This window comes from Pseudomonas sp. S2_F07, from assembly GCF_054668325.1.
This window is the reverse complement of record NZ_CP162758.1, coordinates 3,117,953-3,142,927: the sequence shown is the minus strand read 5'-3', so window position 1 is coordinate 3,142,927 and position 24,975 is coordinate 3,117,953. Positions and strand designations below refer to the sequence as shown.

The following is a 24,975-nucleotide window of genomic DNA, read 5'->3' as shown; positions in this document are numbered from 1 at the left end:
CCTAGTGGCCAAGTGCGCGTTGTCGCGTCTCGACAAACCTATCGGCGTCGCCGAATACCAATTGCTGCGCGACTTGCCCGAAACCTTGGGCCAAAATCTGCCGAGCATTGCTGAGGTGGAGGCGGAGCTTGCGGGTGAACTGAACAAAGGAAGTGCAGCGGAATGACCGAAGACCAATTGGAACAGGAAACCCTCGGCTGGCTGAACGAACTGGGTTACACCCATGTGTACGGCCCGACGATTGCCTATGACGGCGAGAGCCCTGAGCGCGACAACTACCGCCAGGTGATTTTGGTCGAGCGTCTGCGTCGCGCCATGGCCAAACTCAATCCCAAGGTGCCACTGGCGGCACGCGAAGATGCGCTCAAACAGGTGAACGAACTGGGTCTGCCCGTACAGCTGTCGGCCAACCGCCTGTTCCATCGCCTATTGGTCAGCGGCGTACCGGTGCAGTACCAAAAAGATGGCGAAACCCGCGGCGACTTCGTCCGTTTGATCGACTGGGTTGAGGTGAAAGCCAACGACTGGCTGGTCGTCAACCAGTTCAGTATCCAAGGGCCGAAACACACCCGGCGTCCGGACATCATCCTGTTCGTCAACGGCCTGCCGTTGGTGTTGCTGGAGCTGAAGAACCCGGCCGATGTGAAGGCAGACCTAGGCAAAGCCTTCGACCAAATCCAGACCTACAAGGAACAGATCCCTGACCTCTTCCACTACAACGAAATTCTGGTGATTTCCGACGGCAGCGAAGCGCGCATGGGCTCGTTGTCGGCAGATGCCGAACGCTTCATGAACTGGCGCACTATCGACGGCCAGGATCTTGACCCGCTGGGTCAATTTAACGAACTAGAGACTCTGGTACGGGGTGCATTGGCGCCGCCAATGCTGCTCGATTACCTGCGCTACTTCGTGCTGTTTGAGGATGACGGCCGGCTGGTGAAGAAGATTGCCGGCTATCACCAATTCCACGCCGTGCGTACCGCCATTGGGCAGGTGGTCAGCGCCTCACGTCCCGGCGGCAGCCATAAGGGCGGGGTGGTCTGGCACACCCAAGGCTCAGGCAAGAGCATCACCATGACCTGCTTCGCTGCCCGGGTGATGCAGGAAGCGGCGATGGAGAACCCAACCATCGTGGTGATCACTGATCGCAATGACCTGGATGGCCAGCTGTTCGGGGTGTTCTCGCTGTCCCAGGACCTGTTGCGTGAACAAGCCGTCCAGGTGACGTCACGCGGTGACTTGCGCACCAAACTGGCCAATCGACCGAGTGGGGGCATCGTCTTCGCCACCATCCAGAAGTTCATGCCAGGGGTGGATGAAGACACCTTTCCGCTGCTGTCCGAGCGCGCGAACATCGTGGTCATTGCCGACGAAGCGCACCGCACCCAATATGGCTTTGGTGCGGAGCTGAAAACCTCGGAGGGGACACTGTCCGGCGAGAGCCAAACTCGTTACCAGGTCGGCTATGCCCAGCACCTGCGCGACGCACTTCCAAACGCCACATTCGTGGCCTTTACCGGCACCCCAGTGTCCAGCGAAGATCGCGACACCCGTTCGGTGTTCGGTGAATACATCCACGTCTACGACATGCAACAGGCCACCGAAGACGGTGCCACCGTCGCCATCTATTACGAATCGCGGCTGGCCAAGTTGTCCTTGAAAGACAGCGAGCTCCCCGCGATCGACGATCAAGTTGATGAACTGGCCGAAGACGAAGAGGACGACCAGCAGTCACGCCTGAAAAGCCGTTGGGCCGCCCTGGAAAAGGTGGTCGGGGCCGAGCCGCGGATTCACAGCGTGGCGGCCGATTTGGTCACCCACTTTGAGGAGCGTAATCAGGGCCTGGTGAGCATGGGGCAGTTGCCCGGCAAAGCCATGGTGGTGGCCATGAGTCGCGAGATCTGTGTTCATCTGTACAACGAGATCGTCGCCTTGCGTCCGGAGTGGCACGACGAAGATCCAGAGAAAGGTGCGATCAAGATCGTCATGACCGGCAGCGCGTCGGACAAAGCCTTGCTGCGGCCACACATCTATTCCGGTCAGCTCAAAAAGCGCCTGGAAAAACGCTTCAAGGATTCGCTCGATCCGCTCAAACTGGTGATCGTCCGTGACATGTGGCTGACCGGCTTCGATGCCCCCTGCGTCCATACCCTATACGTGGACAAGCCCATGAAGGGCCACAACCTGATGCAGGCCATTGCCCGAGTCAACCGCGTGTTCAAGGACAAGCAGGGCGGCCTGGTGGTCGACTACATCGGTATCGCCAATGAGCTGAAAGCCGCGCTCAAGGAGTACACCGGCAGCAAGGGCAAAGGACGACCGACCGTGGATGCCCATGAAGCCTATGCGGTGCTGGAGGAGAAGCTCGACGTTTTGCGCAGCCTGCTGCATGGCTTCGACTGCAGCGATTTTCTCACCGGTGGGCACAAGCTGCTGGCCGGGGCAGCCAACCACGTGTTGGGCTTGGAAGATGGTAAGAGGCGCTTTGCCGACACCGCACTGGCCATGAGCAAGGCCTTCACCTTGTGCTGCACCTTGGATGAAGCCAAGGCTGTCCGCGAGGAAGTGGCGTTCTTCCAAGCGATCAAGGTGATTTTGATCAAACGTGAAGTCAGTCAGCAGAAAAAGACAGACGAGGAGCGCGAGTTGGCCATTCGCCAGATCATCGGCAATGCCGTGGTCTCTGGCGACGTGGTGGACATTTTCCAGGCGGTGGGCCTGGACAAACCTAATATCGGCCTGCTCGACGATGCCTTTCTTGCTGAAGTGCGCAATCTTCCCGAGAAAAACCTGGCGGTCGAGTTGTTGGAGCGCTTACTCGAAGGCGAGATCAAGAGCCGTTACAGCACCAACCTGGCCCAAGAGAAGAAGTTCTCCGAGCTGCTGGCCAATGTGATCCAACGCTACCAAAACCGTTCGATCGAGACCGCCCAGGTCATCGAAGAGCTGATCGAAATGGCCAAAAAATACGCCGCCGCGAGTCAGCGCGGCGATTCACTGGGACTCAACGATGACGAACTGGCGTTCTACGATGCCTTGGCCAACAACGAAGCTTCGGTGCGCGAGCTGGGCGACGAGGTCCTGGCCAAAATTGCCCATGAGTTGACCGCCAGCCTGCGAGCCAACGTCAGTGTCGATTGGAGCAGCCGTGAAAGCGTGCGGGCCAAGTTGCGCATCCTGGTGCGTCGAATTCTGCGCAAGTACAAGTACCCGCCGGATCAAGCCGAGGAAGCGGCCCAGTTGATACTCAATCAGGCGGAGATGCTCTGTGAGGCGTGGCTATAGGCGTGAGCCATGAGACGACACAGATCGTTGATGCCACATGAAATCGAGTCGATGGAGCAGCGGCTAACCAAGCGTCTGGGTGTGGGTCAAAGTGTGGGTCAAGGATAGTGTTTTGTATAAAACCCGCATTCTGCGTGGCTTTCAGGCATTAAAAAGCCGGCTTGTGGCCGGCTTCTCGGGGACTGGCTTGGATCATTTTTGGTAAACCGCGCCAGCCTTCAAAACGTACACCCGGATCTTGCGTCCGGCTGTGGGACCTGGTGAGAAAGTCATCTGTCAGGCCAGTGCATCTGAGCCGCTGGGCGGTTCGATACGCAAATGTGGGGCGCAGCATACGCAGGTTTGATGGAAATTCCCAGCGGGAAGTGCCGGGCAGAGCCGTTTGGCCACTCGGGTGGGCGGCCGATGGGCGTTCTGGAGTGCTTAAAGAAAGGGCACCGTTGGCCGTCGTTTGTTCAGGGTCGACCACCAGAACACCCAGCCCAGCACCCTGATGTTCTGCTCTTCGATTTGTGCGGCCCTGAAGATTTCATCCGGGTATTCGGCGCGGTTGTGGCTGCGCAGTCGCAGGGAGTTGCCCGGCAGTCGATGCAGGTACTTGATGCGCAGCATGCCGTCATGTTCGATGGCGTAGATCTCGCCATCGACAATCTGGGTCAGGCCACGGTCAATCGCCAGGGTCGAACCGTCTTCAATTTTTTCCCCCATGCTGTTGCCGCTCATCAGGGCGCAGATGGCGTCTGAGTGATTGATTTCCAGGGAATCGAGGTGGCTGCGGGGCAGGCGGATGGATTTCTCGGGGTCTTCTATGACGTGGGTTTTGTTGGAGCCCAAGGCGGTGACAGCTTCCTTGAGGAATGGCAGTTCGACGTCGACAGGCTCGATGACCGTGTAGACACCGCGGATGGTCTGGGCATCGAAGGTGTTGCCAGTTTCGTCGAGCAGGCGCAGGAGCTGGGCATCTTTCGGGCCTTCGCCGGTTTTCAGCCAGTCGCTGCTGACGGAGAGTTTTCGGGCGACTTCTTCCATGCAATGGGCGGGCACACCGCGGGTGTACCAGTTATGTACATTTTGTGGAGCCGTATCCAGGAATTCGGCAAATCCGGTGGTCGTGATGTTCGCTGCTTCGAGGAGCGCTTTAAAGCGTGGGCCGCTAGTGTTCTTTTTCATGAACGTGAGTCTACTGGCGGCTAACAAGGGTTTGAATAAACGCCTCGTTCAAATTTTGCGGGTAATTTACGACCGGATGTAAGACGTTCCTGGGGCGTTTTAAACAAGCAAAAACTATTGGAAGGTCTGTTTAAACGGGGTGTTTGGCGTGCTTATCAAACGCCCACAAAAAACCCCGGATTACCCGGGGTTTTTCTTGCCGTTTGCAGCTAAAAGCCTGCAGCCGGGCTTAGCCTTTGTAGGCGGCAACCGACTTGGTGATCGCTTCGCGGGCGGCGTCTGCACCGGCCCAGCCTTCGATCTTCACCCATTTGCCTTTTTCGAGATCTTTGTAGTTCGCGAAGAAGTGCTCGATCTGCTGGATCAGCAGTGGTGGCAGGTCGGTGTATTCCTTTACGTCCACGTACAGCTGGGACAGCTTGTCGTGTGGGACTGCGATGACTTTGGCATCGCCGCCGCCGTCGTCGGTCATGTTCAGGATGCCGACCGGACGGGCGCGGATTACCGAACCTGGAGCAACCGGGTAAGGGGTTACGACCAGCACGTCGAGGGGATCACCGTCGTCAGCCAGGGTGTTCGGGATGTAACCGTAGTTGGCCGGGTAGAACATTGGGGTGGCCATGAAACGGTCAACGAACAGGCAATCGCTGTCTTTGTCGATTTCGTATTTGATCGGCGCGTGGTTGGCCGGAATCTCGATCGCGACGTAGATGTCGTTCGGCAGGTCTTTGCCAGCCGGAATCTTGCTGTAGCTCATTGGGCGTTGCCCCCGTTAGTTGACCAAAAACACTTGGCCGGATTGACCAAAAAGTGGCGGCGATTATAGGCATATTCCTGTGTCGACGCCATGGACCAGAAGTCGTATGGCGCTTACTGGTGTGCCTGATAGACAGGGTCATGCGCCTGAAGTTGCTTCAACCTCGCCAACGGGTCCTGGCGATAGAACAGCTTCAACTGCTGGTACACCTGTGGATAAGCCTCGTGCAGCAAATCCGGGGCGCTGAAGAAGTATTCGCTGGTGACGGCGAAGAACTCGGCAGGATTCTCGGCGGCATACGGGTCGATGGCGGTTTCGGCATCGGGATTGCGTTCCAGTTGCCGGTCGAGGTCGTCGTAGGCCTCTTGCATGACGCAGGCCCAGTCACTGACACGCATGTCGGGATGCAACGGAGGCAGGCCGTTGGCGACACCGTTGAGCATGTCGAGTTTGTGCGCCAGTTCGTGGATCACCAGGTTGTAGCCTTCCCAGCCACCACTGGCCATTACACCGGGCCAGGCGAGGATGATCGGGCCCTGCTGCCAGGCTTCACCGCTGTGCTCACCGTCCCATTCGTGCTCGACGCCGCTGGCATCGCGATGGCGCTGGGGGCTGAGGAAGTCGTCGGGGTAGAGAATGATTTCGTGGAAGCCCTGATACCAGTTCAGGTCGCCGAGGTGGAGCAGCGGCAGCTGTGCCTGGGCGGCGAGCAGCAAGCGTTGTTCCTGATGCAGTTCGACACCGGGCAGGGCGCTCAGGTGCTTGTCTTCGAGGAACAGCACGCAGGCTTCGCGCAGCCATTGGTCTTCGGCGGCGCTGATGCCATCGAGAAAGCTCAGATGATGGCGCACCCGTTGCCACATGTCATCGGCAATCGGGTGCTTTGCCAGGGTGCGCCGGCGACGCCAGGCGCTCAGGGACCACATCGTGTCAGCGCGATTCGGCTTTGGAGTTCGAACCGGCGAGGCGGTTGCGCACCATGCCAATGATCATCGGCACCAGCGATATCAGGATGATGCCGACTACCAGTAGCGACAGGTTCTTCTTGATGAACGGCACGTTGCCAAAGAAGTAACCGAGCGTCACCAGGCCGCCGACCCACAGGATGGTGCCCAGCACGCTGAAGGCAAAGAAACGCGGGTAAGGCATTTTCCCCACGCCGGCGACGAATGGCGCAAAGGTGCGGATGATCGGCAGGAAGCGCGCCAGGGTCACGGTTTTGCCGCCATGCTTGTCGTAGAAATCGTGGGTTTGTTGCAGGTAGTCACGACGGAAGATCTTCGAGTCCGGATTGCTGAACAGCTTTTCACCCGCCGTTCGTCCGATGATGTAGTTGGTGCTGTCGCCCAGGATCGCCGCCAGCATCAGCAGGCCGCCGAGCAGGACCGGGTCCATGCCGCCGCCGGCCGCCACGGCGCCAGCAATGAACAGCAGAGAGTCGCCCGGCAGGAAAGGCATGACCACAAGGCCGGTTTCACAGAAGATCACCATGAACAGAATGGCGTAGATCCATGCCCCGTAGTTGGTTACAAGCATGTCGAGGTAGACGTCGAGATGCAGGACAATGTCGATCGGGTTGAAATCCATGGAAAGCACCTGTGGTGACGGCCCGACTCGGCAGGCCTGTGCGGATGACTTCGCGTAAGACTACGGATAGAGGTAGTTTTTCTTACAAGCCGGGAATATCGGGATTATACGAGGCGAGTGGTGAAAATCGCGTCGAGATTGTAGCGGGGAATGTCATCACAGGGCTGATGTTTGATAACGATCGGGTGGGAGCGAGCCTGCTCGCGATGCCGTTGCCTCGTTGGACCAGTGTAATCCAGTCGATGCCATCGCGAGCACGGAGCAGGTGATTCAGAGTTCTTCGCTGATCGGCAGCACATAGTTCTTGAATTCGGTGTCTTCCTTGAATCCGATGGACTCGTAGGTTTTCTGCGCGACTTCGTTGTTGCTGCTGGTGGAAACACGCATGCGCACGGCATTGGTTTCCTTGGCCATTTTTTTTGCAGTGCGGATCAGGTTGTCGGCCACCAACTGGCGGCGGGCGTCCTCGGCGACATAAATATCGTTGAGGATCCATACCCGCTTGAGCGAAAGCGAAGAGAAGCTCGGGTACAGCTGGCAGAAGCCCATCAGTTTGTTGCTGTCGTCATCGGACAGCGCCAGATAGATCACCGATTCCTTGCGACGCAGGCGTTTTTCGAGGAACGCCCGGGACGAGTCCGGATACGGCAGGGAACCATAAAACTCGCGATATTTGACGAACAACGGGGTCAGCAGGTCCAGGTGTTCGAGGGTCGCTTGAATAATCCGCATGGTAGGTCTCGTCTTCAAGTGGCTGTCTTGCGTCTCTGACGGCGATGGGAAACCCTTGGCGGGCGCGCAACGATCCTGCCTGAAACTGGTACGAATGTGCAATGCGCAAGCGGTTCAGGCATTCGGCGGGCCGAGCAGGAAATTTCCTTTCATGTCGCCTCCCGTGTCCGACTCCAGTGTCTGAACCTGTGCTTCGTCCTTCAGATTCACCCCTGACAACTGCCGTCGGCAGGCTTCGCGCATCAAATACAGCAAACGGTGTGCGGCCATGCCGTAGCTCAGGCCTTCGAGCCGAACGTTGGAGATGCAATTACGGTAGGCATCGGTAAGACCGACCTTGGGATTGTAGGTGAAATATAATCCAAGGCTGTCCGGAGAGCTGAGGCCAGGGCGTTCGCCGATGAGGATTACGGTCATTTTTGCACCAAGCAACTCACCGATTTCATCGGCGACGGCCACCCGGCCCTGTTCCACGAGTACGACTGGCGCAACAGTCCAGCTGTCGCCGGCCATTTGCTCTTCGAATCGCGCCAGAAACGGTAGGGTATGGCGATGAACGGCCAGTGCCGACAGGCCGTCGGCGACCACGATCACCAGATCCACGCCACCCGGATGGACCGTCGCGTAGTCACGCAGGGTCTGCGCCGAGGCATCACTGAGTTTTCGCCCCAGGTCGGGGCGTTGCAGGTAGGTGTTGCGATCCGTCGCCGCACTGTGCAGCAAAAGGCACTGGCGATCACGTTCGGCCAATTGCGCGCTGAGGGAGGCATGGTCAAACGGCAAGTGCACCGCATCTCGCGCCTGGGCGTGGGCGTATTGGAAGTCCAGTTGTGCACGGGTGGGAATGCTGGTGCCGGTGCGGCCCAGAGCGATTCGCGCTGGTGTCAGGCGTCGTAGCTCCAGCCAAGGGTTGTGTGGATCGAAGGGTAGTTTGTCCATGTCGATGCTCATCCCAGTTGCGCCAGGGCCTGCCGGAAGGCTGGCGGCAGGCTGTCGCCGAAGAGAACCCTGCCATCGGCTTGAGTGAAGATGCCCATTTTCGCCAGCCACTGTTCGAATTCCGGTGCGGGCCTCAGGCCCAGGGTCTGCCGGGCGTAGAGCGCATCGTGGAACGAAGTGGTCTGGTAGTTGAGCATGATGTCGTCGGAGCCGGGGATGCCCATGATGAAGTTGATCCCGGCGACGCCCAGCAGGGTCAGCAGGGTGTCCATGTCATCCTGGTCGGCTTCGGCGTGGTTGGTGTAGCAGATGTCGCAACCCATGGGCACACCGAGCAATTTGCCGCAGAAGTGGTCTTCCAGGCCGGCGCGGATGATCTGTTTGCCGTTGTACAGGTATTCCGGGCCGATGAAGCCGACGACGGTATTTACCAGGAACGGTTTGAAATGCCGCGCGACGGCGTAGGCACGGGTTTCGCAGGTTTGCTGATCGACGCCGTGATGCGCGTTGGCCGAAAGGGCGCTGCCCTGGCCGGTTTCGAAGTACATCAGGTTCTGGCCCAGTGTGCCGCGATTGAGGCTCAAACCTGCGTCGTAACCTTCCTGCAATATATTGAGGTTGATGCCGAAACTGGCGTTGGCCGCCTCGGTGCCGGCGATCGACTGGAACACCAGGTCCAACGGGACGCCGCGATTGATCGCTTCGATCGAGGTGGTGACATGGGTCAGCACGCACGCCTGGGTCGGGATTTCATAGCGCTGGATGATCGCGTCGAGCATCTCCAGCATGGCGCAGATCGAGGCGATGCTGTCGGTCGCCGGGTTGATGCCGATCATGGCATCGCCGTTGCCGTGCAGCAGGCCGTCGAGAATGCTTGCGGCGATGCCGGCCGGTTCGTCGGTGGGGTGATTCGGTTGCAGGCGCGTGGACAGTCGACCGCGCAGGCCCAGGGTGCCGCGAAACTGGGTGACCACGCGGATTTTCTGCGCCACCAGCACCAGATCCTGCACGCGCATGATCTTCGACACGGCGGCGGCCATTTCCGGAGTCAGGCCGGGGGCGAGGGCGCGCAGGACCTGCTCGTCGGCGGCATCGCTGAGCAGCCAGTCGCGAAAGCCGCCGACGGTGAGGTGGCTGACGACCGCGAAGGCTTGTTTGTCGTGAGTGTCGATGATCAAGCGGGTGACTTCATCGGACTCATAGGGAATCAGCACCTCTTGCAGGAAGTGGGATAGCGGAATGTCGGCCAACGTCATCTGGGCCGCGACGCGCTCGCCGTCATTGAGGGCCGCGACGCCGGCCAGAAAATCCCCGGAACGCGCCGGGCTGGCCTTGGCCATCACATCCTTGAGGCTGTCGAAGCGATAGGTCTGGGCGCCGACGGAATGGGCATATACGGCCATGGGGCGGGGGCCTCCTGATCAATTTAAAATGCGATCCGCTTTTCTGTGGGAGCGAGCTTGCTCGCGATAGCTGTCTTGCATCCGCCACATGTGCTGAATGACACACCGCCTTCGCGAGCAAGCCCGCTCCCACAGGGGAATTGCATGCACTTCAATAATGCAGGCGCCAGGCTCGAGGCCCGGCGCCGGTGCATTCATATACCTTCGAGCATAGCGTCTGCCGGTGCCTCGGAACGTTGCTTGGCGGTCACCTGGAAGTACAGGTAGCCGACAACCATGAAGCCGAGGAAAACCAGGCCGATCACAGTGTTGAACCAGGCCATCGCCACCAGGCACACCACCGCCAGGAACAGCGCGATCCCCGGTACGATCGGATAACCCGGTGCGCGGAAGGTGCGCTCCAGGTTCGGTTCGGTCTTACGCAGCTTGAACAGGCTCAGCATACTGATGATGTACATCACGATGGCGCCGAATACCGACATGGTGATCATTGCCGCCGTCAGGGTCATGCCTTGCAGGTTGACCAGGCCGTCGCTGTAGATCGCCGCGATGCCGATCACGCCGCCGGCCAGAATCGCCCGATGCGGGGTCTGGAAGCGCGAGAGTTTGGCCAGTCCCTTGGGCAGGTAGCCAGCGCGAGCCAGGGCGAAGAACTGTCGTGAGTAGCCAAGAATGATCCCGTGAAAACTTGCCACCAGGCCGAAGAGGCCGATCCAGACCAACATGTGCATCCAGGTCGAGTTATTGCCGACCACGGCTTTCATCGCCTGGGGCAGCGGATCGTTGATGTTCGACAGTTGACGCCAGTCGCCGACGCCGCCGGCCATCACCATCACGCCGATGGCCAGGAACACTAGGGTCAGAATGCCGCTGACATAGGCTCTGGGGATCGTGCGTTTCGGGTCCTTGGCTTCCTCGGCGGCCATGGCCGCGCCTTCGATGGCGAGGAAGAACCAGATCGCAAAGGGGATCGCCGCAAAGATCCCGGGAATCGAGTCCATCGTGAACTCGTTCGAGCCCGACCAGCCATTGAGTACGAAGTTGCTGAAGCTGAAGCCCGGGGCGACCACGCCCATGAACACCAGCAATTCAGCGACTGCCAGCACGGTGACCACCAGTTCGAAGGTGGCCGCGATGCTGACGCCGAGGATGTTCAGGCCCATGAACACGAAATAGGCGCCAACGGCGGCGATCTTCGGGTCCAGTTCCGGGTATTGCACGTTGAGGTAGGCACCGATGGCCATGGCGATGGCCGGTGGTGCAAAGACGAATTCGATCAGTGTGGCGATGCCGGCGATCAACCCGCCTTTCTCACCAAAGGCCCGGCGGCTGTAGGCAAACGGCCCGCCAGCGTGGGGAATCGCCGTCGTCAGTTCGGTGAAGCTGAAGATGAAGCAGGTGTACATCGTCGCCACCATCAGCGCGGTGACGAGAAAGCCCAGTGTGCCAGCGGTGCCCCAGCCGTAACTCCAGCCGAAGTACTCGCCGGAAATCACCAGGCCGACGGCAATACCCCATAAATGCAGGGTGCCGAGTGTGGGTTTGAGCTGTGTGGAAGAAGTAGTCATAAGTCCTCTCTAATTTTTATTGTTCAATCTTTTGGACTTTCGGGTACGACGGGTTGGGTGCAAATCCTGAATGATGGGTAGGCAAGGCCCGTGCCAGAGCGGCCAGGCCTTGTGTGTTGGGTCATTTAAGAAGGCGGTAGAAAGGGCGACACAGAAATACCTGTGTCGCCCCCGGTTTTTAGAAGAAGCCCAGCGGATTGATGTCGTAGCTCACCAGCAGGTTTTTGGTCTGCTGATAGTGGTCGAGCATCATCTTGTGGGTTTCACGGCCGACGCCGGACTTCTTGTAGCCACCGAACGCGGCGTGCGCCGGGTACAGGTGGTAGCAGTTGGTCCACACACGACCGGCCTTGATGGCGCGGCCCATGCGGTAGGCGCGGTTGATGTCGCGGGTCCAGAGGCCGGCACCCAGGCCGAACTCGGTGTCGTTGGCGATGGCCAGGGCTTCGGCTTCGTCCTTGAAGGTGGTGATGCTCACCACCGGGCCGAAGATTTCTTCCTGGAACACGCGCATTTTGTTGGTGCCCTTGAGTAGCGTCGGCTGGATGTAATACCCGCTCGCCAGGCTGCCCTCGAGTTTTTCCACCTTGCCGCCGGTCAGCAACTCGGCGCCTTCGCCCTTGGCGATTTCCAGGTACGAAAGGATTTTGTCGAATTGCTGCTCGGACGCCTGGGCGCCGACCATGGTGTCGGTGTCCAGCGGGTCGCCACGTTTGATTTGCAGGACCTTCTTCATCACCACTTGCATGAATTCGTCGTAGATCGACTCCTGCACCAGCGCCCGGGAAGGGCAGGTGCAGACTTCGCCCTGGTTGAAGAACGCCAGCACCAGGCCTTCGGCGGCCTTCTCGATGAAGGACGGTTCGGCCTTCATGATGTCTTCGAAGAAGATGTTCGGCGACTTGCCACCCAGCTCCACGGTGGACGGAATGATGTTTTCCGCCGCGCATTTCATGATGTGCGAGCCGACCGGGGTCGAGCCGGTGAAGGCAATCTTGGCGATGCGCTTGCTGGTGGCCAAGGCCTCGCCGGCTTCGCGACCGAAACCCTGGACGATGTTCAGCACGCCCGGTGGCAGCAGGTCGCCGATCAGTTCGACCAGCACGGTGATGCCCAGCGGGGTTTGCTCGGCAGGCTTGAGCACCACGCAGTTGCCGGCAGCCAGCGCCGGGGCGAGTTTCCAGGCGGCCATCAGGATCGGGAAGTTCCACGGAATGATCTGCCCGACCACGCCCAGCGGTTCATGGATGTGATAGGCCACGGTGTTGCCGTCGATCTCGGCGGCGCTGCCTTCCTGGGCACGGATGCAACCGGCGAAGTAGCGGAAGTGGTCGGCGGCCAGCGGGATGTCGGCGTTGAGGGTTTCACGCACGGCTTTGCCGTTGTCCCAGGATTCGGTGATTGCCAGCAGTTCAAGGTTCTGTTCGATGCGGTCGGCGATTTTCAGCAGCACCAGCGAACGCGCCTGGGCTGAGGTGGCGCCCCAGGCATCGGCAGCGGCGTGGGCAGCGTCCAGGGCCTTGTCGATGTCTTCGGCCGTGGAACGGGGGAATTCGGCAATCGGTTGGCCATTTACTGGCGAGGTATTGGTGAAGTACTGACCTTTGACAGGCGCGACGAACTCGCCGCCGATGTAGTTACCGTATTTGGCTTTGAACGAAACGATAGCGCCTTCAGTACCGGGGTGAGCGTAACGCATGGTGGTCTCTCCTTGCTTTTGTGCTTATAGGGAGTCGCGCATGTGCGCTTGCTTTAAGCGTAGAGCAAGGGCCGGGCCAGTGCCTTGCATGTCAGGTAAATCAAGGCTTTGCGAGGTTTTTGTCGGACGGGTGGGCAGCGCCTGTGACGCTTTCGGTACAGCCTGGGTGACACTTTGTACCCTTTGTGGCACAGCTTGTGACCAACCGGTCTTGCAGGCATTGCAATGCGGGCCGGGCTGGAGGATGCTCGGCATCACCTCATGCACGGGACGCCGAGCCCCGGGGAGAATAATAAGAAATGCACGACAATCATTTGAGTCGCCATGCCCAGCAAGTATTGACGGTGACTCAGGGCAAGACCCACCTGCACGGTCCTGGCAGTGATCCGTCCATCGCCCGTTCCTGGCTGCGCTGCCTTGAGGACTATCACCTCGATCCGGCCCTGAGCATCGCGCCGACGGTGCTGGAACATGGCCGTGTCCTGGAAAGCCGCGAGCGCTTGCAGCAAGTGCTGCACATCGCCGGCAATGAAATGACCAGCTTGCATCAACAACTCTCCGGCGCCGGTCATGCCGTGCTGCTGACCGACGCCCGCGGCGTGATCCTCAACTGCGTCACCGCGCCCGCCGAACGACAGATCTTCGAGCGCGCCGGCCTTTGGCTCGGGGCCGACTGGAGCGAGGCCTGCGAAGGCACTAACGGTATCGGCACCTGCCTGGTGGAGCGTCAGTCGCTGACCATCCATCAGGACGAACACTTTCGCGGCCGCCACACCGGCCTGACCTGCTCGGCGAGCCCGGTCTTCGATCCCCATGGCGAATTGCTGGCGGTGCTCGACGTGTCGTCGGCGCGGCGCGATGTGTCGCGGCAAAGTCAGTTCCACACCATGGCGCTGGTCAATCTGTCGGCGAAGATGATCGAGAGCTGCTACTTCCTGCGCTGCTTCGACAATCAATGGTTGTTGCGTTTTCACTTGCAGGCCGAGTCCGTCGGTTTGTTCAGCGAAGGCTTGCTGGCGTTCGACGGGGAAGGGCGCATTAGCGCGGTCAACCAGAGTGCGCTGAACCTGCTGGGACATATTCGCGGCGGCTTGCTTGGCAAACCGGTGGAGGCGTTTTTCGATTGCTCGCTCGATGAGTTGCTCGGACGCGCGAGCACCAATGCCGCCGCCAGTTGGCCGTTGCGCACCCGTGATGGCCGCAAGCTGTTCGCGGTATTGCGCGGTGAGGCACGGCGACCGCTGCCGATTCCGATGGTGCCCGCGGCCAAGGTTGTACAAGCGCCGCGCCTGTCGGGCATTTGCCTGGATGACGCGATGTTGCAGGCGGACTTCCGCAAAGCCTTGCGCGTCTACGAGCGCGACGTGCCGCTGCTGATCAATGGTGAAACCGGGTCCGGCAAGGAGGCCTTTGCCAAAGCGGTGCACCACGCCAGCCAGCGGGCGGAGAAAGCCTTTGTCGCCCTCAACTGCGCGGCCATTCCCGAAAGCCTGATCGAAAGCGAGCTGTTCGGATATCGCGGCGGCAGCTTTACCGGTGCGCGCAAGGAAGGCATGCGCGGCAAGTTGCAGCAGGCCGATGGTGGGACCTTGTTCCTCGATGAAATCGGTGACATGCCACTGGCCATGCAGACGCGCTTGCTGAGGGTGCTCGAAGACCGTCAAGTGGTGCCGATCGGCGGCGAGCCGGAATCGGTGAATGTGCGGATCATCAGTGCCACTCACCGTAACTTGCTGGATCGTGTGCAGGACGGCAGCTTCCGTGAGGATTTGTATTACCGCCTCAACGGGCTGGAAGTCGCGTTGCCGGCCTTGCGTGATCGTAGCGACAAATCCCGGTTGCTCGACTTTCTGCTGGCCGAGGAGGCGGGCGGCGAAACCGTGTTGATCGACGGGCCGGCGCGGGCGGCCTTATTGGGATTCGCCTGGCCGGGAAACGTGCGGCAGTTGCGAAATGTGCTGCGTACGTTGGCCGCCCTGTGTGAGGACGGGCGGATTGGCCTGGAGGATTTGCCGGCGATGATTCGTCAGGCCAGGCCGGCGGTGGCGCAGGCTTTCGAGGAGCCATCGGAGCATCCGCTGGAAGATGCCGAGCGGCTGGCGTTACTCACGGCGCTGGAGCAGACGCGCTGGCATATGACGCACACGGCGGAGCAGCTGGGGGTCAGTCGAAATACCCTCTATCGGAAGCTGCGTAAACACGGTATCGCCCGCTAAATCGTGTCGCGCCCAATCGCGAGCAAGCTCGCTCCCACAGGGTCTGCGCATACCCTGTGGGAGCGGGCTTGCCCGCGAAGGCGTCTTCAGATCTGAAACACAAGGTGCGATTTTCCCCTCCCTAAGCTAACCTGCGGCCATGTTTTACGAGGTCGACTATGCACATTCATATTCTTGGTATCTGCGGCACTTTCATGGGGTCAATGGCGGTTCTGGCCAAAGAGCTGGGCCATCACGTGACGGGCTCCGATGCCAACGTCTATCCGCCGATGAGCACTCAGCTGCAAGCCCAGGGCATTGAATTGACCCAAGGCTACGACCCGGCGCAACTCGATCCGGCCCCTGATCTGGTAGTGATCGGCAACGCCATGTCCCGGGGCAACCCTGCTGTGGAGTACGTGCTGAACAAAGGCCTGCCCTATGTCTCCGGCCCGCAATGGCTGGCCGATCACGTGCTGCAAGGTCGCTGGGTACTGGCGGTTGCCGGTACGCACGGCAAAACCACCACCAGCAGCATGCTGGCCTGGGTGCTGGAGCACGCGGGCATGAGCCCCGGCTTCCTGATCGGCGGCGTACCGCAGAACTTCTCGGTGTCGGCGCGTTTGGGCGATACGCCGTTCTTCGTCATCGAAGCCGACGAATACGACAGCGCGTTCTTCGACAAGCGTTCCAAGTTCGTTCACTACCGTCCACGTACGGCCATCCTGAACAACCTGGAATTCGATCACGCGGACATTTTCCCGGACCTGCCGGCCATCGAGCGGCAGTTCCATCATCTGGTGCGAACCATCCCGAGCGAAGGCCTGGTGATTCATCCGACTACTGAGCCGGCCTTGCTGCGCGTGATCGAGATGGGGTGCTGGACTCCGGTGCAAACCACCGGTGCCGGCGGCCAGTGGCAGGTCAAGCTGCTCAGTGAAGATGGCTCGAAGTTCGAAGTGATGTTCGAAGGCGTCGCCCAGGGTGTGGTCGAGTGGGACATGACTGGCCAGCACAATGTCGCCAACGCCCTGGCGACCCTGGCGGCCGCACGCCACGTCGGTGTGGTGCCGTCCATGGGCATCGCCGCGTTGAGCGCGTTCAAAAGCGTGAAGCGCCGGATGGAGAAAGTCGCGGAAGTGGGTGGTATCACCATTTATGACGACTTCGCTCACCATCCGACCGCCATCGCCACCACGCTGGATGGCCTGCGCAAGCGCATCGGCGATGCACCATTGATCGCGATCATCGAGCCGCGTTCCAACTCCATGAAGCTTGGCGCGCACCGTGACGGATTGCCGGAAAGCGTGGTCGATGCCGATCAGGTGATCTGGTACGCACCGGCCAACCTCGGCTGGGATCTGGCGGGTACCGCGGCGCTGTGCACCGTGCCGTCGATTGTCAGCGATTCCCTGGAAGGCATCATCGAGCGCGTGAAGAGCCAGGCTCAGCCGGGCACCCACGTGGTGATCATGAGCAACGGCGGCTTCGGCGGCCTGCACGGCAAACTGGCCGAGGCGCTCAAATGAACCATGGCCCGGACCGCATCACCCTGGCCATGACCGGCGCTTCGGGCGCCCAGTACGGTTTGCGTCTGCTCGACTGCCTGGTGCGGGAAGATCGTGAAGTGCACTTCCTGATTTCCAAGGCCGCGCAGTTGGTGATGGCCACCGAAACCGACGTCACACTGCCGGCCAAGCCGCAGATGATGCAGGCGTTCCTCACCGAATACACGGGGGCTGCCGCCGGGCAGATTCGGGTATACGGCAAGGAAGACTGGATGTCGCCGGTGGCCTCGGGTTCCGGCTCTCCGGCGGCGATGGTGGTGGTGCCGTGTTCCACGGGCACGTTGTCGGCCATCGCTACCGGTGCTTGCAACAACCTGATCGAACGGGCCGCCGACGTGACGCTCAAAGAGCGTCGGCAGTTGATCCTGGTGCCCCGTGAAGCGCCGTATTCGAGCATTCACCTGGAGCACATGCTCAAGTTGTCGAACATGGGCGTGACAATCCTGCCGGCATCTCCGGGCTTCTATCATCAGCCGCAAACCATCGACGACCTGATCGATTTCGTCGTGGCGCGGATCCTCAACCTGCTGAATATTCCTCAGGACATGTTGCCGCGCTGGGGCGAGCATCATCTGACCAGCGATGAATAAGCTGCTGGTGATGGTGCTGGCGCTGCAATTGGCCGGGTGTGCGACCGTGCGCACCCTCGATGCAGCGAAGCCGGGGGCGCCGGTGGTGTACTCGGGGACTCGCCTGGATTTGTACGCGTTGAACGGTGGGTGCTGCGCGATGGACCGTTTCGGAGCCGAAGCACCGAGTTATCCGGGCGTTGATCTGCCGGCCAGTGCGTTGCTCGACACGCTGCTGTTGCCGTTGTCGTTGCTGACGGTGATCGGGGTGAGCTTTCAGGCGACGGGTGGATTGTAAGAGAGCGCTTCGCGCTCTATCGCGAGCAAGCTCGCTCCCACAGGATTTTGTGTTGTACACAAATTTTGTAATCGCTGAAAAAACCTGTGGGAGCGGGCTTGCCCGCGATGAGGCCCGCTCAGGCACCATAAAATTACTTGCCCAACTTCCTCAGCTCATCCGACTCGACAATCCTGACCCCGTCCTGCTCTTCCAGTGCCAGACGCCACATTGCCCGGGCCAACTGGCACGCTTCGATGCCGTGGTATTTGCCAGGAATCAGCCGAGACAGCGGGCCGGCGACTTTTTCGCCCAGTCGCGGTTCGGTGCGATCACCCAGCAATAGCGAAGGGCGGCAGATGGTCAGCTGCGGCCAGTCCTGCGCGCGCAGTGCGTACTCCATCTCGCCTTTGACCCGGTTGTAGAAAATCGAGGATCTGCGATCGGCTCCCAGAGCACTGATCACGATCAGGTGCCGTGCGCCCATCTCCCGTGCACGTTTGGCAAAGGCTACGACCATGTCCAGGTCCACCGCGCGGAACGCCTGTTCCGAGCCCGCCTGTTTGATGGTGGTGCCCAGGCAGCAGTAGGCGATATCGACGCGACCGTTCAACTGCGGCAGAAACTCCGCCGGGTCGCCGACGGGGTTTTCAAGGTGCGGGTGCTCGGCCAATGGCCTGCGTGAGGGGGCCAATACCCGTGAAATCGTTGGCTCGTTGAGCAAACGATCAAGCAGATGTTCACCGGTCAGGCCGGTGGCTCCGGCAAGCAATACGTGCTGAGGCGTCAAGTACATAGTGTTTCTCCCTTGATACTATTCAGCTTAGTTGCTGTTTGCATCCTTGCTTTCGATGGACGCACTTTGCAGGGCTTTTCGTGCCTGCTGTTTGCGCAGCAGTTGCCAATGCGAGAGGACGGTTTTCGGTGCCCAGATCTGTGGTTCGGACGCTTCGAAACCGTCCGCCAGTTCACGTTCGGCGACAGTGGCCTTGGCCAGTTTGAAAGCTTGTTCCAGGTCATCGGTCTGGTTCAGGGCCTGGGCGAACAGGGCATCGCCGAAGTAAGTGAAGTTGGCTTCCTCCGAGCAACCGAAGGACACTCGGTCGGCCCGCGAGGCTGTCATGATCAGGGTCCGTTCATCCTTGAGCGCGGGGATGAAACCGCCGGAGTAGCAGGACGAAATCACGATGATCTTGTCGCGGTTCTTCAGTGGGGCGAGAACAGCGGCCAATTCGTCGGCCGGCAGATCGGCCAATTCCATGCGTGGTTGGTCTAGCACCAGTTCGTGTTCGCTGGTGCCATGGCTGGTCAGGTAGATGAAAATCAGGTCTTCCGGACCGCTGCGTTCGGCCAGCGTCAGGGCTGCGCGGCGCAGGTTTTCCCGGGTAGCCATCGGGCGGTCGGCGAGGTGGTCACGATGGTTCACCAGGCGGATCTGGCCAAAGGTGCCGAAACGGGTGTTGAGCATGTTGGCGACATAGTCGGATTCGCGCAGAAACACGCTTTGCTTGCCATCGCCACCCAGGGTCAACGAATACAGCTCCACCGCCGGGGTCGAGGGTGGAACGTTGGCCAGCGCTGCGTCGAGCAGGCGCCCCTGGGCCAGCAGGCCGAGCTCCAGGGTGTCGGGCAGTAATTTGCCCTCGGCGTCGCGTACGCGCTGGCCGTTGATCCAGGTGCCGCTGAGCACGGTGCCGTCGGTCAACACCAATGTGCCGCGCCCCTGGTAACTGTCGTTGTCGAACTGGCCGGTGTAAAAGCTGCCGTCGGACAGGTTCAAGCGACCCTGGCCGGAAAAGCGCCAGTCATTGAACTGGCCGATGTAGTGGCTGCCGTCAGTGCCGATCAACTCGCCCTTGCCGTTCAGCGAGCCTTCCTTGAACTGACCCAGCCAGACATCGCCGTCGGCGTTTTCGTAGCGGCCCTTGCCGTGCAGTTGATTGTTCTTGAAGCTGCCGACATAGATGTCGCCGTCGGCGCTGTTGAAAGTCCCGTTGCCTTCCAGCTGGCCGTCGACGAAATGCCCGGTGAACTGATTGCCGTTGCCGTCGCCGCGCTGACCTTCGCCATTGGGTTTGCCGTGGGCGAACTGGCCTTGATAGGAGCTGCCGTCTTCGAGTTCGAGTCGCCCCAGGCCGGCGTATTGATCGGCCTTGAACTCTCCGCGATAGCTCATGCCGTTTTCTTTGAGTGTGCCTTCGCCGTTGCGCCGGCCGGCCTTGAAGCCGCCGCTGTAGCTGCTGGCGTTGGTGGTCAGTGCCCCCTGGCCGTCGAACAGTCCCTGATTGAACTGCCCGCGATAGACTTCGCCATTGCTGCCATGCCATTCGCCCTGGCCCTGCCACTGGCCTTTGTCGAACTCGCCGGCGTACCAGCTGCCATTCGGGTAGTCGATACGCCCCTTGCCTTGCAGCAAACCATTGACCAGATCACCGCGATAGCGTCCGCCGTCCGGCAGGCGTGCGTCAGGAGGCAATGGCGATTCGCCGTCGCCGCAAGCGGTGAGCATCAGGGTCAAGGCGAGGAGTGCAAGTGGGCGCATAGCGGATTCCGGGCAATTAGGCGAGGGAGTATGCCGCAGCTATGTGCCCTTATACAGGTCGAGGTACCGCGTGAGGTCGCGAAACAGCGTGAACTGCTTCGCATCCAGGACGGTTTATACGAAGCACAGGGACAGGGGTTCGGCGATGTACGCCGGTTTGTCCGAACCTTCGATTTCCAGGGTGGTGGTGGCCTTGAGCAGCCATTGGCCGGGTTTCTTCTCGATGACTTCGGTCAGGTCGACCTTCAGGCGCACTTTCGAATTGACCTTGACCGGCTGGATGAAGCGCACGCTGTCGAGGCCGTAGTTGACCACCATCTTCAAGCCTTCTGGCATGACGAGGATGTCTTCCATCAATTTCGGGATCAGCGACAACGACAGGAAGCCGTGAGCGATGGTGCAGCCAAATGGCGTTTGCGCGGCCTTGACCGGGTCGACGTGGATGAACTGAAAATCCCCTGTGGCTTCGGCGAACAGGTTGATGCGGTCCTGGTCGATGGTGAGCCATTCGGAACGTCCAAGTTCCTTGCCGACATAATCTTTGAGCTCTGCAACTGGAACATAGGGCATTGAGACTCTCCTTGGGTTCATCGGTTTTATGGTTTTGGCTTGCGGGGATCTGACCTCCCGGCTTACCACTTTAGATCAACATGGCCAAACGCTCCGGTCAACTGACCATGCTTTTGGCGAATGCCGGTCTATAGCGCGAGCATGCTTATAATGCCCTGCCAATGCGGGTGACGGATTTTGCGGGAGATCTTTGATGCTGTTACGGGGCCTGACGTGGCTGGTGCTGTTCCAATTGCTCGGCACTGCGATCAATCATTTGTTCTTGCCGGTGCTGCCGGGGCCGATTGTGGGGTTGCTGCTGTTGCTGGTGTACCTCATCTGTCGCGGACAGGTCGGCGAACCGCTGAACCTGGCGGCCAGCAGCCTGCTGCGCTACCTGCCGCTGTTGCTGGTACCGCCGGCCGTGGGCGTAATGGTCTACGCCGCTGACATCGCGGCGGATTTCTGGGCCATTGTCGGTGCGCTGGTGTTGTCACTGCTGCTTTCGATGGCCTTCGCCGGGGTGCTGATGCAGCGCATGGTCAAGCGTCACGCTCACTCCGAGGACAACCAATGATCTTCGACTGGCACGGCGCCTGGACGTCGGTAATTCATCATCCCTTGTTTGGTATCGGCATCACTCTTGGCGCCTACCAACTCGTCCTGGCGGCATTCGAGAAAACCCGATGGATCTTTTTGCAGCCGGTGCTTGTCTCCATGTTGCTGGTGATCGGCGTGCTGGTGGGTTGCGGCCTGACCTACGCCGAGTACCGCAAGAGCACCGAGATTCTCAGCATCCTGTTAGGCCCGGCCACTGTCGCGCTGGCGGTGCCGCTTTATCTCAACCTGCGACGGATTCGGCAGTTGTTCTGGCCGATATTTACTACGCTGGTGATAGGTGGGGTGGTGGCCACGGGGATGGGTGTGTTACTGGGCTGGTCGTTCGGTGCCGAGCACATGATCCTGATGACCATGGCGCCGAAATCGGTGACTTCGCCTATCGCCATGTTGGTGGCTGAGCAGATCGGTGGTGTCGCGGCGCTGGCAGCGGTGTTCGTCTTGATTACTGGCGTGATCGGCGCGATTTTCGGCCCGGCGTTGTTGACCCGTCTCGGCGTGCACAGCCCGGAAGCCGGGGGCATGGCGCTGGGCATGACGGCCCACGCGGTCGGAACGTCGGTGGCGTTGCAGGAAAGTGAAGAGTGCGGTGCCTTCGCGGCGCTGGCGATGAGCCTGATGGGTGTGGCCACGGCGGTGTTCCTGCCGTTGGCGGTATCGATGGTGGTGTAAGGAAATGTCTATGAGTCTGCCGCTTTTTCCGCTCAATACAGTGCTGTTTCCAGGCTGCATCCTCGACTTGCAGATCTTCGAGGCGCGCTATCTGGACATGATCGGCCGCTGCATGAAGCAGGGCGGCGGGTTCGGCGTGGTATGCATCCTCGATGGCGAAGAAGTCGGTATCGCCCCGGCTGGATACGCCCTGGTCGGGTGCGAGGCGCTGATCACCGATTTCAAGCAGCAGGACAACGGCCTGCTGGGGATTCGGGTTCAGGGCGGGCGGCGTTTCCATGTATTACGAACGGACGTCCAGCGCGATCAGTTGACCGTCGCCGAGGTCGAGTGGCTGGAAGACGAGCCGGAGCAACCGTTGCAGGACGAAGATGCCGATCTGGTTGCGCTGCTCAAGGCTTTGGCCGAACACCCGATGGTCGAAGCCTTGAACATGGGCACCGAAGCGACCGGCCAGCAGTCGCTGGCCAATCAGTTGGCGTACCTGTTGCCCTTCGCTGAACTGGACAAGATCGACCTGCTGCAACTCGATGATCCGCAGCAACGACTGGATGCGATTCAGGCGTTGCTGGATGAGTTGCAGGGGGAATTGTTTGCCTGATTAATAATGACAAACCAACGATTGTTTGGCTGGGTGTTGTTTGGTTGGGTCATCAATTTAATGGTTGGTTGTTTAGGTGGGGGTGTAGTCAGTTTACCTGTCTGGTCGTTGTATTGATTTATAATAAATTCGGGTAGTGGTTTGTGTTGATCTGTAAAGTTCAGCTGATTATATTTGCGTTGCCTGCATGAGGCGGGCATTACATATATAAGGAGCTGTTTTGTGAGAGATTTAAGCGGTGATGAACGTACGTTGTGGGGGTTGTGCTTTTCCCGTGTTATGGTGAAGTATGTTTTTGTAAATACACCACAGGTCGACGTTGAGTTTGCGGCGAACTCGGCGGCGAATGCGGCGAGTGCGTTGATCCTGGCACGACGTTCGAATGTGGGTGACGGTCGTGATAGTTTTGAAAAACGACTCTGGGATGATTATGCGGTGGAGGCGATGATCAAATTCTCTACGCAAGTTCGTTGGAGTTTTGATGACTATGTTATCGTCGCTCGTGAGGTTGCCAAACATGCCGATGCAGCCATTGAGAAATATCGTGGTGTTAGTGGCTCGAATTTGCCAAGCTTCCCTTTTGATGCGTGAGATTAAATATAAGTCATCAGAAATCGTTGTTGTTTGGTATGGAGGCGATTACTGGTTGGCCTGCAGTGATTGAATGAGTCACTGAAAAGTTGTTTGTCTGGTATTGTTGAGAAGATCGCAGTCTTTGGCAGCTTCTACAGGGCGAACACCCCATTCATGTAGGTGCGACTAAAGGCTGCGATCTTCTGTTTTATCTAGTACGCATACCGCAACATCGTATGCGGTAAATGCCGCAACACGAAGAAACCGAACAGTGCCAGCAGCGCCGGTAACACCAGCCACCAGACCTTGGGCGGCAAAGCGTTGAGCGGTTCTTTGCGCTGGATCAGCCACAGGCTGGCCGCGCAGACACACGCCGCCAGCATTGCGCCGGCCAATACATCCGTCGGCCAATGCGCTCCGAGGTAGACCCGCGAAAGCGAAATCGCCATTGCGGGCAGGCAGCCCACCAATAACCAGGTCAGACGCATCCGGGGCGGTTGCCCGCGGCCGGCCAGGACGGCGAGGGTCAGGAACAGCGCGAAAGACCCTGAAGCATGGCCGCTGGGCATGCTGTAGCTGGTGAGCGGGTCGCTCAACACCTCGGGGCGCACGCGGGCGAAAAAGTACTTGGTCGCGGTATTGGCCAGTGCCGTGAAGAGCAGCGTGCTGCCCGCGAAAATCGCGTGCTGCCATTGGCGCATCAGCAGCAGCAAACCGGTCAGTAGCGCACTGAACAGCAACATGTTGCGGAATTCGCCGATCAGCGTGAAGACCACCGCTACTTCATCCAGCAACGGTTTACGATGTTCCTGCACCAGCGTCATCACGCCTTGATCGAGTGCGGACAGGTGCGAATATCCGATAAACAGCCCCGCAAGAATCAGTAGACTCATCCCGGTAATGAACAATGTCGCGCGGCGATGCCGGCGCAGACTGCTGGTCGCGCTCAAGCCGACCATCAGAGCAATACTGCCGGCAACAACCCCGGCCTGGAGCCAGAAACCTTCGGGTAAAGGCAAGCGGATTGCCGCGCCCGTGGCCCAGCCAGGCATCAGATAAGCGACAGACCAACCCGCGCCGGCCAGCAGGCTGACAGCGAAGAAACGCGGGAAAGGCATGTCGCACATGCCGGCCACCATGGGCAGCATGGGCCGCAGGGGGCCGATAAAACGCCCGACCAGCAGGCTGGCGATGCCGTAGCGCTGGAAATATGACTCGGCCCCGGCGATCCATTCCGGATGATGGCGCAAGCCCGGCAGGCGCCGGATGTTCTGATGGAAGTGCCGTCCCAGAAAATACGAAATGACGTCACCCAGCACCCCGGCGACGAAACCCAGCAAGAGCGTCTCACTGAGCGTCAGCGCGCCACTGCCTGCCAGTACCGCCACGGCGAACAGTAACACCGTGCCGGGAACGATCAGCCCGGCAATCGCCAGGCATTCCACAAAGGCCACGATGAATACCGCTGCCGCCAGCCACTGCGGGTTGACCGCCAACCATCCGGTCACGCTATCGAGCCATGGGCCCATAAAAACCACTCCATCAAATGTTCAATTGCTTCCAGGGGATAAGTGCAACTTTGAATACGCCACTGACCCCTGTGGGAGCGGGCTTGCCCGCGAATAGGCCCTATCGGTCAATATTGACGTCGCCTGACACGCCGCCTTCGCG

23 protein-coding genes are annotated in these 24,975 nt (G+C 59.7%); 10 read left to right on the top strand and 13 right to left on the bottom strand.

Going from position 1 to position 24,975, the window contains the following annotated elements:
• Positions 1-4: 4 nt before the first annotated feature.
• Both AB4O40_RS14150 and AB4O40_RS14145 read left to right on the top strand, forming a co-directional pair.
• A complete protein-coding gene (locus AB4O40_RS14150) occupies positions 5-166 on the top strand; it encodes a hypothetical protein (protein ID WP_460054075.1) in 162 nt (53 codons plus the stop codon).
• Entirely contained in the window at positions 163-3,285 is a 3,123-nt protein-coding gene (locus AB4O40_RS14145; protein ID WP_460054077.1) for a type I restriction endonuclease subunit R, read from the top strand. Before AB4O40_RS14150 ends, AB4O40_RS14145 begins: the two co-directional genes overlap by 4 nt.
• Before the next feature lie 423 nt (positions 3,286-3,708).
• On the opposite strand, the gene AB4O40_RS14140 is transcribed toward AB4O40_RS14145, so the two are convergent.
• The 9 genes from AB4O40_RS14140 to exaC form a co-directional block, all read right to left on the bottom strand.
• On the bottom strand, positions 3,709-4,455 hold the full coding sequence (locus tag AB4O40_RS14140) for a LexA family transcriptional regulator (RefSeq protein ID WP_056728903.1): 747 nt from the start codon (positions 4,453-4,455) through the stop codon (positions 3,709-3,711).
• A 229-nt stretch (positions 4,456-4,684) separates the two neighbouring features.
• Entirely contained in the window at positions 4,685-5,212 is a 528-nt protein-coding gene (gene ppa, locus AB4O40_RS14135; RefSeq protein ID WP_003205933.1) for an inorganic diphosphatase, read from the bottom strand.
• A 113-nt stretch (positions 5,213-5,325) separates the two neighbouring features.
• Positions 5,326-6,138, bottom strand: a complete 813-nt coding sequence (locus AB4O40_RS14130) for a M90 family metallopeptidase (RefSeq protein WP_056728901.1) — start codon at positions 6,136-6,138, stop codon at positions 5,326-5,328.
• 4 nt (positions 6,139-6,142) lie between these two features.
• Positions 6,143-6,799, bottom strand: coding sequence for a DedA family protein (locus AB4O40_RS14125; protein ID WP_008052342.1), 657 nt, complete (start codon positions 6,797-6,799; stop codon positions 6,143-6,145).
• Between the two features lie 270 nt (positions 6,800-7,069).
• A complete protein-coding gene (locus tag AB4O40_RS14120) occupies positions 7,070-7,531 on the bottom strand; it encodes a GNAT family N-acetyltransferase (RefSeq protein ID WP_056728900.1) in 462 nt (153 codons plus the stop codon).
• Positions 7,532-7,645: 114 nt separating this feature from the next.
• The gene (eutC, locus tag AB4O40_RS14115; RefSeq protein WP_056728997.1) at positions 7,646-8,470 is read right to left on the bottom strand and encodes an ethanolamine ammonia-lyase subunit EutC; all 825 of its coding nucleotides are present in this window, start codon (positions 8,468-8,470) and stop codon (positions 7,646-7,648) included.
• A gap of 8 nt (positions 8,471-8,478) precedes the next feature.
• Positions 8,479-9,873 carry an ethanolamine ammonia-lyase subunit EutB gene (locus AB4O40_RS14110; RefSeq protein ID WP_056728898.1) on the bottom strand — a complete coding sequence of 465 codons (1,395 nt, stop codon included), beginning with the start codon at positions 9,871-9,873 and terminating at the stop codon, positions 8,479-8,481.
• A gap of 194 nt (positions 9,874-10,067) precedes the next feature.
• Positions 10,068-11,441, bottom strand: a complete 1,374-nt coding sequence (gene eat, locus AB4O40_RS14105; RefSeq protein ID WP_056728896.1) for an ethanolamine permease — start codon at positions 11,439-11,441, stop codon at positions 10,068-10,070.
• A gap of 178 nt (positions 11,442-11,619) precedes the next feature.
• A complete protein-coding gene (exaC, locus tag AB4O40_RS14100; protein ID WP_223542021.1) occupies positions 11,620-13,140 on the bottom strand; it encodes an acetaldehyde dehydrogenase ExaC in 1,521 nt (506 codons plus the stop codon).
• A gap of 299 nt (positions 13,141-13,439) precedes the next feature.
• On the opposite strand from exaC, the gene AB4O40_RS14095 reads away from it, so the two are divergent.
• From AB4O40_RS14095 to AB4O40_RS14080, 4 genes are all read left to right on the top strand, one after another.
• Entirely contained in the window at positions 13,440-15,356 is a 1,917-nt protein-coding gene (locus AB4O40_RS14095; RefSeq protein ID WP_460054085.1) for a sigma-54-dependent Fis family transcriptional regulator, read from the top strand.
• 158 nt (positions 15,357-15,514) lie between these two features.
• Positions 15,515-16,864, top strand: a complete 1,350-nt coding sequence (gene mpl, locus AB4O40_RS14090) for a UDP-N-acetylmuramate:L-alanyl-gamma-D-glutamyl-meso-diaminopimelate ligase (RefSeq protein WP_056728892.1) — start codon at positions 15,515-15,517, stop codon at positions 16,862-16,864.
• Positions 16,861-17,493 (top strand): flavin prenyltransferase UbiX, encoded by a 633-nt coding sequence (gene ubiX / locus AB4O40_RS14085; protein ID WP_056728890.1) that lies wholly within the window; start codon positions 16,861-16,863, stop codon positions 17,491-17,493. The genes mpl and ubiX overlap by 4 nt, the downstream gene beginning before the upstream one ends.
• The gene (locus tag AB4O40_RS14080) at positions 17,486-17,770 is read left to right on the top strand and encodes a YceK/YidQ family lipoprotein (RefSeq protein ID WP_056728886.1); all 285 of its coding nucleotides are present in this window, start codon (positions 17,486-17,488) and stop codon (positions 17,768-17,770) included. The genes ubiX and AB4O40_RS14080 overlap by 8 nt, the downstream gene beginning before the upstream one ends.
• A gap of 133 nt (positions 17,771-17,903) precedes the next feature.
• Here AB4O40_RS14080 and AB4O40_RS14075 read toward each other — a convergent pair whose 3' ends face one another.
• The 3 genes from AB4O40_RS14075 to AB4O40_RS14065 form a co-directional block, all read right to left on the bottom strand.
• Positions 17,904-18,545: an oxidoreductase gene (locus tag AB4O40_RS14075; RefSeq protein WP_056728884.1), complete on the bottom strand. Its 642-nt coding sequence runs from the start codon at positions 18,543-18,545 to the stop codon at positions 17,904-17,906.
• A gap of 27 nt (positions 18,546-18,572) precedes the next feature.
• A complete protein-coding gene (locus tag AB4O40_RS14070) occupies positions 18,573-20,291 on the bottom strand; it encodes a C13 family peptidase (RefSeq protein ID WP_056728881.1) in 1,719 nt (572 codons plus the stop codon).
• Between the two features lie 114 nt (positions 20,292-20,405).
• A complete protein-coding gene (locus AB4O40_RS14065) occupies positions 20,406-20,861 on the bottom strand; it encodes a MaoC family dehydratase (protein ID WP_056728879.1) in 456 nt (151 codons plus the stop codon).
• Positions 20,862-21,054: 193 nt separating this feature from the next.
• On the opposite strand from AB4O40_RS14065, the gene AB4O40_RS14060 reads away from it, so the two are divergent.
• The 4 genes from AB4O40_RS14060 to AB4O40_RS14045 all read left to right on the top strand — a co-directional run bounded on the left by AB4O40_RS14060 (position 21,055) and on the right by AB4O40_RS14045 (position 23,322).
• Positions 21,055-21,417 (top strand): CidA/LrgA family protein, encoded by a 363-nt coding sequence (locus AB4O40_RS14060; RefSeq protein WP_056728878.1) that lies wholly within the window; start codon positions 21,055-21,057, stop codon positions 21,415-21,417.
• Complete coding sequence (locus AB4O40_RS14055; protein WP_460160155.1) at positions 21,414-22,130, top strand: LrgB family protein; 717 nt, start codon at positions 21,414-21,416, stop codon at positions 22,128-22,130. The genes AB4O40_RS14060 and AB4O40_RS14055 overlap by 4 nt, the downstream gene beginning before the upstream one ends.
• Positions 22,131-22,140: 10 nt before the next feature.
• On the top strand, positions 22,141-22,731 hold the full coding sequence (locus AB4O40_RS14050) for an LON peptidase substrate-binding domain-containing protein (RefSeq protein ID WP_223542020.1): 591 nt from the start codon (positions 22,141-22,143) through the stop codon (positions 22,729-22,731).
• A gap of 222 nt (positions 22,732-22,953) precedes the next feature.
• Positions 22,954-23,322, top strand: coding sequence for a hypothetical protein (locus AB4O40_RS14045; protein ID WP_460054091.1), 369 nt, complete (start codon positions 22,954-22,956; stop codon positions 23,320-23,322).
• A gap of 194 nt (positions 23,323-23,516) precedes the next feature.
• Here the strand turns inward: AB4O40_RS14045 and AB4O40_RS14040 are convergent, their stop codons facing one another.
• A complete protein-coding gene (locus AB4O40_RS14040; protein WP_056728871.1) occupies positions 23,517-24,833 on the bottom strand; it encodes a bifunctional DedA family/phosphatase PAP2 family protein in 1,317 nt (438 codons plus the stop codon).
• Positions 24,834-24,975: the final 142 nt, after the last annotated feature.